General features: G+C 44.5%; 13 protein-coding genes and 1 other RNA gene. 2 read left to right on the plus strand and 12 right to left on the minus strand.

The genetic code is table 11. The annotated features are described in order from the left end of the window. Positions 1-169 precede the first annotated feature (169 nt). From J0K78_RS08515 to tadA, 7 genes are all read right to left on the minus strand, one after another. Complete coding sequence (locus J0K78_RS08515) at positions 170-433, minus strand: pro-sigmaK processing inhibitor BofA family protein (protein ID WP_206946311.1); 264 nt, start codon at positions 431-433, stop codon at positions 170-172. 72 nt (positions 434-505) lie between these two features. Continuing rightward, positions 506-721, minus strand: coding sequence for a YaaL family protein (locus tag J0K78_RS08520; protein ID WP_160910444.1), 216 nt, complete (start codon positions 719-721; stop codon positions 506-508). 15 nt (positions 722-736) lie between these two features. Next, complete coding sequence (gene recR, locus J0K78_RS08525; protein ID WP_160910445.1) at positions 737-1333, minus strand: recombination mediator RecR; 597 nt, start codon at positions 1331-1333, stop codon at positions 737-739. Between the two features lie 11 nt (positions 1334-1344). Then, positions 1345-1662, minus strand: a complete 318-nt coding sequence (locus J0K78_RS08530; RefSeq protein ID WP_160910446.1) for a YbaB/EbfC family nucleoid-associated protein — start codon at positions 1660-1662, stop codon at positions 1345-1347. A 25-nt stretch (positions 1663-1687) separates the two neighbouring features. Continuing rightward, complete coding sequence (gene dnaX, locus J0K78_RS08535) at positions 1688-3415, minus strand: DNA polymerase III subunit gamma/tau (protein WP_206946312.1); 1728 nt, start codon at positions 3413-3415, stop codon at positions 1688-1690. Positions 3416-3550: 135 nt separating this feature from the next. Then, an RNA gene (gene ffs, locus J0K78_RS08540) (signal recognition particle sRNA large type) lies at positions 3551-3816 on the minus strand. A gap of 50 nt (positions 3817-3866) precedes the next feature. Further along, entirely contained in the window at positions 3867-4349 is a 483-nt protein-coding gene (gene tadA / locus J0K78_RS08545; protein ID WP_206946313.1) for a tRNA adenosine(34) deaminase TadA, read from the minus strand. A gap of 81 nt (positions 4350-4430) precedes the next feature. Between tadA and J0K78_RS08550 the strand changes: the two genes are divergently transcribed. Continuing rightward, the gene (locus tag J0K78_RS08550; protein WP_206946314.1) at positions 4431-5717 is read left to right on the plus strand and encodes a glycoside hydrolase family 18 protein; all 1287 of its coding nucleotides are present in this window, start codon (positions 4431-4433) and stop codon (positions 5715-5717) included. A gap of 59 nt (positions 5718-5776) precedes the next feature. Here J0K78_RS08550 and J0K78_RS08555 read toward each other — a convergent pair whose 3' ends face one another. The 5 genes from J0K78_RS08555 to acsA form a co-directional block, all read right to left on the minus strand. Next, positions 5777-6544, minus strand: coding sequence for a DUF3891 family protein (locus J0K78_RS08555; protein WP_206946315.1), 768 nt, complete (start codon positions 6542-6544; stop codon positions 5777-5779). A 386-nt stretch (positions 6545-6930) separates the two neighbouring features. Continuing rightward, positions 6931-7443 (minus strand): type 1 glutamine amidotransferase domain-containing protein, encoded by a 513-nt coding sequence (locus J0K78_RS08560; RefSeq protein ID WP_206946316.1) that lies wholly within the window; start codon positions 7441-7443, stop codon positions 6931-6933. 94 nt (positions 7444-7537) lie between these two features. Next, a complete protein-coding gene (locus tag J0K78_RS08565) occupies positions 7538-8857 on the minus strand; it encodes a lysine N(6)-hydroxylase/L-ornithine N(5)-oxygenase family protein (protein ID WP_206946317.1) in 1320 nt (439 codons plus the stop codon). A 30-nt stretch (positions 8858-8887) separates the two neighbouring features. After that, positions 8888-10198 (minus strand): purine/pyrimidine permease, encoded by a 1311-nt coding sequence (locus J0K78_RS08570; RefSeq protein WP_206946318.1) that lies wholly within the window; start codon positions 10196-10198, stop codon positions 8888-8890. Positions 10199-10355: 157 nt separating this feature from the next. Further along, entirely contained in the window at positions 10356-12065 is a 1710-nt protein-coding gene (gene acsA / locus J0K78_RS08575; RefSeq protein WP_206946319.1) for an acetate--CoA ligase, read from the minus strand. A gap of 368 nt (positions 12066-12433) precedes the next feature. Between acsA and queF the strand changes: the two genes are divergently transcribed. After that, positions 12434-12928 (plus strand): preQ(1) synthase, encoded by a 495-nt coding sequence (gene queF, locus J0K78_RS08580; RefSeq protein ID WP_160910455.1) that lies wholly within the window; start codon positions 12434-12436, stop codon positions 12926-12928. The last annotated feature ends 19 nt before the right edge of the window (positions 12929-12947 follow it).

Here is a 12947-nt window from a genome sequence, read left to right on the forward strand (position 1 = left end):
TTTTCTTAAAAAAAGTTACATATTTTCATAGATTGTTCCTTCCGTGTAAGATGCCCCGTCCTATAGACTGTCGGCAAAGGTACCCGGAAGGAAAATAACACAATAAGGAAAGTTTGAATCAAAAGGGTTTTTCCGCAAAATAAAAAGGCGAAGCATAAAACTCCCCCTTTTAAATAATCCAAAAATGAATAGCTGTTAAAGACAATACTCCAGGAACCCCCAGGACAGCTGATACGATTGCCGTAAAACCATTGATTGGAACATGCAGACCAAATTGGGCTCCGAACAGGTTCACAAAAAATAACAGAATGACAGCAACAATCAGTCTTGTCATAACCTGACCTACAGCCTTCAACGGCTTGGACGGCATACCTACAATCAGTAGTAATGGGATGGCCAGTCCTAATAGAAGAATGACGAGTACCGGATCCATAAAAAACCCCCTTGTCCAAGAAACTGTTCTATCAACAGTCTATGCTCTTAGACAAGAGGGTAGTACATTTAATTAAGACAACGCATTGATTCCTCTGAATCTAGCTTCCCTTAATAGGTAAAAATACTTCGCTTTGACAACGGCTAAATCATTCAAGCCCTCGTCGCTCGGTTCGATGCTCTGTTCAATGATCGTGTTTAACGTTTCCCACTCCCGTTTCAACTCTTTAATATGAATGAGGAGTTCACGATCCATTTCTTTTTTTATTGTTTTTTTTCTGCCAAACAAACCTTCTCCCCCTCCCTAAAGTTCTCTACGTCCTTCAAGAGCTTTGGACAGGGTCACTTCGTCGGCATATTCAAGATCCCCACCAACCGGAAGACCATGGGCAATTCTCGTCATACGGATACCAGAAGGTTTCACGAGACGGGAGATATACATCGCTGTCGCTTCCCCTTCAATATTCGGGTTCGTTGCGAGAATTAATTCTTCAATCCCTTCATCTTTCAACCGGTTGATCAGGCTTGCTACGTTAATATCTTCAGGGCCGATGCCATCCATGGGCGAAATCGCCCCGTGGAGGACGTGATACTTTCCGCTGAATTCTTTCATTTTTTCCATTGCGATGACATCCTTCGGATCCTGAACGACACAAATCAACGCTTGGTCTCTCGATTCATCCTGACAAATCGAGCAGGGATCCTGGTCTGTGATATGTCCACATATGGAACAATGGGTAAGTTCCCTTTTCGCATTGACCAGTGACTTGGCAAAATCGAGGACATCATCCTCTTCCATTTCTAAAACGAAAAAAGCCAGGCGAACAGCCGTCTTCGGTCCGATTCCTGGCAGTTTCGTAAAACTGTCGATCAGTTTTGATATAGGTTCCGGGTAATACATGAAAATTCCTCCTAGAACATTCCTCCAGGCATACCTTTCGTGAATTGTCCCATAGTATCATTCGTTTTATCATCTACTTGCTTCAATACGTCATTCGTAGCTGTAATGATCAAATCCTGCAACATTTCCACATCATCTGGATCAACCACTTCTTCATCAATTTCAACATCGGTGATTTCCTTCTTACCGTTGGCTATCACCTTCACCATACCTCCGCCTGCAGAAGATTCAAAGGTCATTTCATAAAGCTCTTCCTGAGCCTTCATCATTTTCTTCTGCATTTTTTGCATTTGCTTCATCATGTTATTCATGTTTCCTCCACCACGCATGGAGCATTCCTCCTTTAAATAGCTGTTAATCTTGTACTTCTATTAAATCATCTCCGACTAGTTTTCGAGCTTCTGAAACTAAGGGGTCTTCTTCTCCCGCTTGAGATGGAGCCGTTTCACTTTCTTCCCCTTCTACTCCAGACCCTCCGTCAGATGATTGTTTCTGTTTCCTGACGTATTCCTCCCTGATTTCCTGCCAGTTCTGTTCAGGAATCGGAATAATTGTCAGCGGCTTGCCAATGAATTCCGTCAGCAATGGCTCAATGGTCTTCTGATGTTCGGATGCCAAAGAACAATGGATATCATAACGGAAGGCAAGCACAAGCGCCTTCGCAGAGGCAGCCCTCGGCTTACTGTTCAAAAGCGTTGCATGAGCTGGAGCGTTTGTCCGCTTCAAAGCTTCCATAAAGTCCGCCCATCGCCCCTGAACATTTTTGATATCCTCCTTCGAGGCTTCGTTCAACACTTGACGAATACGTTCATAAGGAACATTATACCCTTTTTTCCCGGATTTTGCAGGGGACCGCTTTTTCGGTGCCGCCTGTGGTTGTGGTGCTGCACTCACCCCTTTTTCTTTCAGGGTGGCAAGCTCCTTTTCAAGGCCTTCAATCTTTCTTGCCAGCTGATCTACGGCTTCTGATTGAACCGGTTTTCCCTGGGCAGGTCCTGCCTGAACTTCCACCATATTCAGCATAGCAATTTCGATGAACACCTTCGGGCTTGTCGTCCATTTCATTTCCTGCTGACAACGATTCAGCTCGCGGATTGCCTGCTGAATCCACACAGGAGACAATTCGCCTGATAAATTTCTGAAAGCTTCATCAGGAATTGCTCTTTCCAAATTATGTTCAAGGTCTGGCGCACTCTGGAATAAAAGCAGATCTCTCAAATAATAGATCAAATCGAAAACAAAGCGACCGGGATCTTTTCCTTCTTGAATCAAGTCATCCACCGCTTCAAGAGCTGCTCTTGCATCCTGGTTATGAAGGGACTGCAAAACTGCTGTGAGTTTACTTTGAGAAACGGAACCGGTCACCGCAAGAACGTCTTCAATGGTTACTTCATCATCACTGTAGGAAATCGCCTGATCAAGAAGACTAAGCGCATCACGCATTCCACCTTCTGCTGTGAGTGCTACAATTTCCAGCGCTTCTCTTGCAATCGCGATTTCTTCAATTGACGTAATTTTCTCCATCCGTTCAACCATCGCTTTTTGCGAGATCCGCTTAAAGTCGAATCTTTGACATCTGGATATAATCGTCAATGGAATTTTATGAGGCTCCGTCGTTGCCAGTATGAATATGACGTGCTTCGGAGGTTCTTCCAAGGTTTTCAATAAGGCATTGAAAGCCCCCATGGAAAGCATATGGACCTCATCAATGATGTACACCTTGTAAGGCACCGCACTGGGAGCATATTTTACCTTGTCCCGAATTTCCCTGATTTGCTCGACGCCGTTGTTCGAAGCGGCATCAATTTCAATGACATCGGATATCGATCCATCCTGAATACCAAGGCACGCATCACACTCGTTACACGGTTCCTTCACAGGGGAACGCTCGCAGTTGACGGCTTTGGCGAAAATTTTGGCAGCACTCGTTTTCCCCGTCCCTCTCGGTCCAGAGAATAAATACGCATGCGAAAATTTATTCTGCTCAATCGCATTCTGCAGTGTCCGTGTAATATGCGTTTGTCCGACGACTCCTTCAAAATTTCGCGGGCGCCATACGCGATATAAAGCCTGATAGCTCATAAAACCGTTCTCCCTTAATAGTCTCCTCCTCATTATACCTGATTCAAGGTTGTGATGTGAACCTTCGAAAACCGGTATAAAAAAAGAGCTGCTATGAATGGATCATAGCAACTCTTTGGGCTTTCTTATGTAATGCCGTGCACCCATCTTCGATGATGTGGCCCTAAGCGTTACTTATGGTTGTGGCTCGACCCAGGCACTCCCACGGCACACGGGAGAGACAGCTTACTGCTGCTTCCTTCCGGACCTGACAGGATTCACTGTTTCCCGTTGCGCAGGACCTGGGTGTCAACACCACTCACATAAGGCAGACCTTAAGGCCGCACCACCTCGGATGGGGATTCGGCCTCGCTATAGCGGATTGCGAGTACAGGGCACCGCTACCTCCCCGCTTAGCACGGCATTAACAAGTATAGCGAGTTTTCGAGAAAAATGCAATGATAAAACACTGTTAATTATTAGTCGATGGCTTATTTTTCTTACGCTCACGCAGGTCGCGGAAAAAATCCGTCAATATTTTTCCGCATGCCTCTTCCATAACCCCAGGCAGAACTTCTGATTTATGATTGAAACGCTCATCATCCAAAAGATTAAGCAGTGTACCTGCACAACCTGCTTTCGGATCCTTGGCACCATAAACGACCCTTGGAATCCTCGATTGTAAAATAGCACCCGCACACATTGGACAAGGCTCTAAAGTGACATACAACGTACAACCCTCAAGCCTCCAGCTTCCTACTTGCTGGTTTGCCTTTTCAATCGCTATAAATTCAGCGTGAGACGAAGCCAGTTGGGACGTTTCTCTCTGATTGTATCCTTTGGCGATTACTTCCCCATCTTTTACGATGACAGCACCAATCGGAACTTCCCCTTCCAACTCTGCTTTTTCTGCTTCTTTTAAAGCAAGTTTCATATAATGTTCATCGTCAATCATGATGTTCCTCCTGTGATTTTCAAGAATAATTCCGTTTTCCTCTCTCATACATTATTAAAGATGAGAAAGGAGCGAATCCATATGCAAATCCACGTCGTGCAAGAAGGAGATTCGGTATTCTCCATTGCCGGTCTTTACGATAGTACGCCAAATGCCATTATCGAAGCAAATGAACTGGAGACCCCAGGTGACCTTGTCATCGGTCAAGCTCTCGTCATACCGATTGTCGGCCAATTTTATTTTGTCCAGCGGGGGGACAGCTTATATTCCATTGCCCAAAAGTTCAATACCACCGCCGAAAAGCTGGCCCAGGTAAATGGCATTCAAGCCGGCGCCCCTCTTTCTGTTGGCTTACGCCTCTATATTCCAGATGAGCCGCCAAGACCGATTACAGCCAATGCTTATATAGAGCCGTATGGTGGGGAAGTCTCCGACACGCTTCGTGCTTCTGCTGAAAACAGAGCAGGATCACTGACCTATCTGGCTCCATTCAGTTATGAAATTCAGGAAGACGCTTCGTTAAAAGCACCTCCTCTTGATAATTTCAAAGAGATCGCTCAACAGAATGATACGGCTCTTATGATGGTTGTTACAAACCTTTCGGAAGATGGATTCAGTGCTGAATTAGGCAGGAAAATTCTTTCCGATGAAGCGCTGCAGGATAAATTGCTCGACAACATTATTCAAACAACCAAGCAAGTAGGTTTTAAAGATGTCCACTTTGATATGGAGTTTCTCCCTCCTGAAATGAAAGAGAACTACAACCAGTTTTTGAGAAAAGCAAAACAGCGATTGGCGGCGGAAGGATTACTCATTTCCACTGCCCTTGCTCCTAAAACGAGTGCCGATCAAAAAGGAGCCTGGTACGAGGCCCATGACTACAAAGCCCACGGAGAAATTGTAGATTTCGTGGTTTTAATGACTTATGAATGGGGATACAGCGGTGGTCCCCCACGTGCCGTATCTCCAATCGGTCCGGTCACGGAAGTGGTGGACTATGCATTGTCGGAAATGCCAGCGGAAAAAATCCTTCTCGGTCAAAATTTATATGGATATGATTGGACCCTTCCTTACGAGCCAGGTGGAGAGTTTGCTAAGGCAATTAGTCCACAGCAGGCCATTCAAATTGCGAGAGAAAACAATGTACCGATTTCCTATGACCAGGAGGAACAGGCCCCTTACTTCACCTATACCGATAACGCCGGAAAGAAACACGAAGTATGGTTTGAAGATGCCCGCTCCATTCAACGGAAATTCGACTTAATTAAAAATCGCGGTCTTCTTGGAATCAGCTATTGGAAACTGGGACTTTCCTTCCCTCAAAACTGGGTGCTGCTCGATGGACAATTCAGTATTGATAAGAAATAAAAGATACTTTGCCTGCAGGTAAACTATAAAACAGTCGCTTACCGTTGAGATGTAAGTGACTATTCTTTTTTTACAAAAGTAACCATGTGCGTTTTTATTTCTGTGTCGTGAAACGCTTGAGACAGACCTTTTTCTTTAATCTCTATTTTTGACACTGGACGGTAAGGAATTTCTATGCTGAATGGCTTCTCAAATGGAAAAGGATGAACGGAAACATTTTCATCATCGATCCAATGGGCAGCCATACCAGCGGGAGCGAAATCAAAAGATTGTCTGAAACCGCCTTGGAACCATGAAACTTCCTCTTCTTTCGGTGTTCCAGGTTCCTGCATGCATACGTAAAGGGATAAATCATCACAAAATTGCAACCGGCGAAAATGAAGGTCATAGATATCATAAGGAATGTCCATTTCCATTGCTTCGAACAGATCCTGCTGACGTGTTTTTTCTTCAGCTAAAAACGTCTGTACATCGGGATCTTTGTCATCTTTGGAAAAGAAGGACGCATAGTGCATACTGCAGAGCATACCCGCATACAAAGAGCGGTCGGCTACCTCTTTAATCCCGCGCTGATAAGCCTGCAATTTTCTCTCTAACGGATAATCGACGAATGTATAAGGACGTTGCTTTTCTTCATTCCACTCTGGTTGATCATCCAGTGGAATCCAGGCTCTGTCATGCTGTGCAATTGCCCAATCCGCTTCTTCTCTCAATTTTGAGCGTAATAAAAAATTGTTCTTCCAATGAGCGACGATCTGAGCTGATATCTTGGCGTGCTCATGCTGAGGAATCATGTGAAACTGGTTTTCTTTTTCAATGACAATCATCGTGTGGTCCTCCTCCTTGTATACGTATGCGTGTATGTAATATAGAACGATCTATAGTCTTCCCTTCATTATATAGGAAGTTTCTTCTCCTCTCTACAATAGTACGTTACAAAATGATCACTGTTTTGGTAATCCTTATTCAACAATAGGGCAGGATAGTGGAAGACTCAGTTTCGATACTTTTGTGAGAGTTTAGGGCTCCGGGAAACGTCCGCATGAAAAGCGAATGGGGACAAGAATGTGTATGTTTTTCTACTGACTGTTCCAATGCACTTCAAATCGTCATCTCCCTGACCCCGTATCCACGGCCAGGTATGGTCATTCAATATTGCTTAAAAGAAGAAAAGGCCATGGGGAGAAGGTTCCCTCATGGCCTGTCTGTTTATTTATTTCAAGAGTTTTAATGCTTCACGGTTGAAGGCTGGAATGTCATCGGGCTGGCGACTTGTGACCAGCTGATCCTGACAAACGACAACTTCTTTATCCTGATAATTGACTCCTGCATATTCCATATCGACGGAAATGGATTTGAATCCGGTCGCCGTGCGCCCTTCAAGAGTTTTAGCTGTGATCAACAGTTGAGGGCCATGGCAGATGGCGAAGACCGGTTTCTTTTCATCCATAAAATGCTTCGCGAAAGAAACGAATTTCTCATCTCCACGCAGGATATCAGGTGAAAAACCGCCTGGGATGAACAATGCATCAAAGTCTTCAGGTTTCACATCGTCGATGGATGTATCAATTTTAACGGAAGCTTCCCCTTGTTTACCTTCCACTTCTTTGCCCGCTTCCCATTCAATGGTGGTCACTTCATGACCTTCATTTGAGAACGCCTCTGCAGGTTGTGTATATTCTACATCTTCAAACATGGACGTCATTACACAAGCAATCTTACTCATATCTACATCATCTCCTTGAATGTATGGGTTGAATTAGAACACATAAGCTATCTTCCCCTGTGAGATGATTTTAAACCTTATTTCCATTTAATGGTTATTGAAAGTCCTTCATAGAAAACTGTTGGAAAGTTGTATCCGACTGGTTTCGATACACTTCACGGCCTGCAATCGTGTTGATAATATGAACATTCCGATGCACGGATAACCCTAAATTGGTAGCTCCTGCTCCGTGTGAGTGGACAAGGTTGGTCAACGTAAAGAAATGATGATTACGATCATCGTTGAAGACCAGCTGATAATCGCGTGATACTTTATACATCCCTTCTTCTTCCCATTCAATTTTTTCTTTAAAACGCGTCATGAACCAGTCAGGGAAATGCGGTTTATACCCAGTGGCCAGCACAACTTTTTCCGTTGGATACGTGTATTCAACTTCTTCCTGCCACTGTTTACAGTGAAGATAATATCCGTTCTCTTTCGCCTCAATCCCTGTAATTTCCGTCATTGGTTGAATAAGAACACGACTATCCTCCATACCGGCTGTGCGATGGTAGAGCTTCGAATATAACCTCGTGAGTGTATCCGGATCAATTCCTTTTCGAAGCGGCCCAAGCGTATCAAGGGCGTCTTTCCTTTGTTGGAGGCTCAAGGCATGAAAGTAATCGACGAATTCCGGTGTGAACATTTCCTGCGCAAACTTAGCCGTATCCAATTGAAAAAGCCCTCCGGATCTAGTGAAGAGGCTCAGTTTCATATCCGACTGTCTGTCTTGCTCTTCTAATAAATCCAGGAAAACTTCCAAAGCACTCTGCCCCGAGCCGACGATGGTCACATGTTTCGCTTTCAATAAATGATCTTTTTCAAAAAGATAGCGACTCGTATGCATCACGTCTTCGTTCGGTAATCGGTCCATTCCGTCTAAGATTAATGGTTCACTTCCTGTCCCCATGACAATGTGCCTGGCTTGATAATACCTTTCTTCCCCGGTAGCCGTTTCTTTTACCACCACTTCATAGTGGGGGAGATCCGCATCTTTATGGTCGATAACGTCAATGACAGTATGGCCGAAAAGCAGGCCATCCAACTGCTTGGCCACCCACTGCATGTAATGGTTGTATTCTTGACGCGGAATTTCAAAATGACGATGGAAGAAGAAAGGGAACATCCGGTCATGTTCGTGCAAATAATTCATAAAGGTATAAGGGCTTTTCGGATCCGCGAACGAGACAAGGTCCGCTAAAAAAGGAACCTGAAGATCCATCGTTTCAATCAGCATTCCTGGGTGCCAGACAAACTCGGGAGTCTTGTCGAAGAAGACAGCATCCAAATCATCGGTCTGGTCGATCAATGCGGCCATCCCTAAGTTATAAGGACCGATTCCGATCCCGATGACATCATATATTTCTTTTTCCATTCCATCACTTCCTTGTACCTTCAATTTTCCCTATGAGGACGTGTTTGATTCTTTCCACAGCCGGTCCAGTACTATGACAAGCACCGTCCCAACCAATAATCCATTACTCAATAAATTTTGTAATATCGCCGGAACACCACTGAAGGCTTCGGGCGGCAGGAACATCAGTCCTATACCCAGTAAAAAGGACAGTCCTAGAATAGTCAGCCTCCGTTCATCAAGCTTTTCACTCGTCATGTTGGAAATTCCAAGCCCCATCAACTGGACAAAAGTTGCGAGCAAAGCTGCGTTAGCTACCGGTGCCGGAATACCAGAAATAAACGCCACTACCGGTGGGAAGAACGAAAACACGACTAATAATAAAGAAGCATATAAAAACGGACGTTTCCTTTTCTGCCCGGTCAATTGCATGAACCCCGACGATGAAGCAAGCGAAACGTTAGCCACGGCAGAAAATACGGCTGTAATGCCATGGTTCACTCCCAGGAAACTGCTTCCTTTGTTGACCTGATCATATGTATACTGTGGTTTTCCATAAACGGTATGACTTACCGCTATAATGGAAGCCACCAGATTGGACAATAAAATCACAGCGGTAATAAACCCTAAAGGGAGCGTGCCCCATGTCAGCTGAGGGGGTCCCCAAGCAAAAACTTCAGGTAAGGAAAAAGCTGAGGTTCCTCCTGTTTCAGTGGCAGTTCCATTAAAAGTCATGGCATACAATACCCATCCGAAACCAATTCCAATCAAAACAGCGAAACTTTTCAACCAACCTTTTCCCATTACCGATAGTCCAATTACGAGGGCAAGCGTAACAAAGGCGACAAGCGCCTGTTTTCCATCCACCGCTTCTGTCGATTTTTCCATACCTAACATTCCCTGAAGAAACGTCCCACTCAATTGGACGGTCAGTAAAAATAAAAAAGCACCCGTAACGAGTGGTGTGAACACAAAAAGCACCCGGTGCGACAAACGGAAAACACCAAATAGGAATAGGAAAATTCCTGTCCATATCATCGTCCCCTGGAGGATTTGTAATGTTTCCATATAGCTGTCGCCTGACTGGGATCCACTATAGGCCATGACCGCAAATATGCTGATCCATAGGCCTGCAGGTCCTTCCATAATAGGGAGACGATGTCCAAAAACGCCTTGCAGGAAGGAGGCAACCCCGACGACAAAGAATGTCCGTTGCATCAAACCTGCCACTTCATTGAAATTCAATTCGAAAATAGAACCGATAACAATGGGGAGAGCAACTGCGCTCGCCAACAGAAATACAAACCATTGAACGATCTCTAAAGATCCGTCCAAAAATCGTGTTGTTCCTTCTTCTTTCATTTTGCCACCTGCAATCTATGTAATATCTCTCCATATGTTACCATAGGACGAATGAAAATTATGTTCTCATGCTTACCCGTTTCACGTGAAACACCCTGACGAATGAGTCAAAAAAAAATGAAAAGCACAACCCTGATACGGGCTGTGCTTTCATCAATTACTCTTCGAGTGTAGAGGTATCCCCTGTAGGTAAACCAAGCTCCCAAGACTTCAGAAGACGTCTCATGATTTTACCACTACGTGTTTTAGGAATCGTGTCCTTGATTTCAATTTCCCTTGGAGCAGCGTGAGCGCTCAATCCCTTTTTAACGAATTGACGGATATCTTCAAGCAGTTCATCGGATTCTTCATGCCCTTCTCTGAGGGTAATGAATGCTTTAATGATCTCTCCTCGTTCAGGGTCCGGTTTACCGATGACTCCTGCTTCCGCTACCGCTTCATGTTCAATCAGTTTACTCTCCACTTCAAATGGTCCAACACGTTCACCAGATGTGTTGATGACATCATCAAGACGTCCTTGGAACCAGAAATAACCGTCTTCATCCTGGTAAGCACTATCACCAGAAACATACCAGCCATTTAAGAAATAACTTTCATATTTCCCTGGGTTCTTCCATACCGCACGCATCATGGACGGCCATCCCTGTTTAATCGCAAGGTTCCCCATTTGATTAGCAGGGAGTTCATTCCCTTCATTATCGACAATAGCCGCTTCGATGCCAGGGAACGGTTTACCCATTGATCCCGGACGCATATCCATCGCAGGATAGTTACAAATCAACATGCCACCTGTTTCCGTCATCCACCATGTATCGTGGATACGTAAATCAAAGGCTGAAAGTCCCCATGTTACGACTTCAGGATTCAACGGCTCTCCTACACTTAATACGTGACGAAGCGAAGATAAGTCATGCTTTTTAGCAACTTCCTCTCCAGCGCTCAACAGTTTACGGAAAGCAGTCGGAGCGGAATACCACACCGACACATTTTTCTCGGCAATCGTGCCGTACCAGTCATCCGGACTAAATCGTCCTCCCCGGATAACGTTCGTCACCCCGTTTAACCACGGAGCAAAGATGCCGTAACTTGTACCAGTCACCCAGCCTGGGTCTGCGGTGCACCAGTACACATCATCTTCTTTAAGATCCAGCACCCATTTACCTGTCTGGTAATGTTGAAGCATGGCATTATGGACGTGATAAACTCCTTTAGGCTTGCCGGTTGAACCAGATGTATAATGAAGAAGCATTCCGTCTTCAAGATCCACCCACTCGATTTCAAATTCATCCGAAGCCTTCTCCATTTCTTCATCATAGGAAATATAGTTGCCTGGTGCATCGCCGCCAACAAGAACAACCTGCTTCAAGTTCGGAAGGTCATCTGCAGGTACACGCTCAAGCAGTTCCGGTGTCGTAATGAGCATCGTTGCTTCACTATCCTCCAGGCGATCTCGTACGGCTTGTTCCATGAATGCCTCAAAAAGCGGGCCCGCGATCGCTCCTACCTTAAGAATACCAAGGAAGGCTGCATAAAACTCAGGGCTTCTTGGCATGAAGAGAAAGACACGGTCACCTTTTTCTATATTATGTTTTTTCAGTACATTCGCGAATTGATTACTTTTCAATTTCAAATCCTCAAAAGTAAGGGTTTCTTCTCTATCCGGTGCAGAATAGATCAGAGCTGTCTGATCTTTCTTATCAGGATTTTCTGCATGGCGATCGACAGCTTCATAGGCAATGTTCACTTTGCCTGTCTCGTTCCATGAGAATTGCTTTTTCACTTCTTCCCACTGGAAATTCTCATACGCTTCTTTGTAGTTTTCCATGTTGTGATTGCCTGATCGAGCTGGAATTGGTTTCATGTCCATATTCATCATCACCTCATAAGAATGTTTTGTAAACGTTTTCCCTTTGTGGCTGAAGAAAGCTCTGATCCTTTCAGAGCCACGAACTGCATACTTTTCTGAAAATTTTATGAATTACTTCTATTGTAGGGGATTTTTTCTCATATTTAAAGTGTTATCTCCAAAGATTTACAGAATTAGGACAAGGGAACGAGGTAAATTGACAGCATTCCCCCTCTGTTTATATAATGAAACGAGCGTAAAAGCTTCATAGTAGAGGTTTCTTAGCCAACCCCTCTATAAAAAACTAAGGACCACGTCTTATGATAAGCCGCAGCCCTTAGCCGCTGCGGCTTTTTTATTGAAAATACATTCACAAAGGAGCATGCCTCATGCCAGGACGCAACGACCAAGACCTTGATTTATCACTCCTTGGTAACCAAGGAAATTCCTACTCTTTCGAGTACGATCCGGAAGTCCTTGAAACGTTTGATAACCAACATCCGAACCGTGACTATTTCGTGAAATTCAACTGTCCAGAATTTACTACCCTTTGCCCGAAGACGCGCCAACCTGATTTTGCAACCATCTATATCAGCTACATCCCAGACGTGAAAATGGTCGAAAGTAAGTCACTCAAACTCTATCTATTCAGCTTCCGTAATCACGGAGATTTCCATGAGGATAGTGTAAATACAATCATGAATGACCTGATTGACTTAATGGACCCTCGATATATTGAAGTTTGGGGTAAATTCACCCCTCGTGGCGGGATTTCCATTGATCCATTCTGCAATTATGGAAAACCTGGAACGAAATTTGAGCAAATGGCGGACCACCGCCTGATGAATCACGACCTTTACCCTGAAAAAATCGATAACCGATAAAAAAAGAGCTGCGACAAAG

This window comes from Halobacillus sp. GSS1, assembly GCF_017307035.1.
Classification (GTDB): Bacteria; Bacillota; Bacilli; order Bacillales; family Halobacillaceae; genus Halobacillus; species Halobacillus litoralis.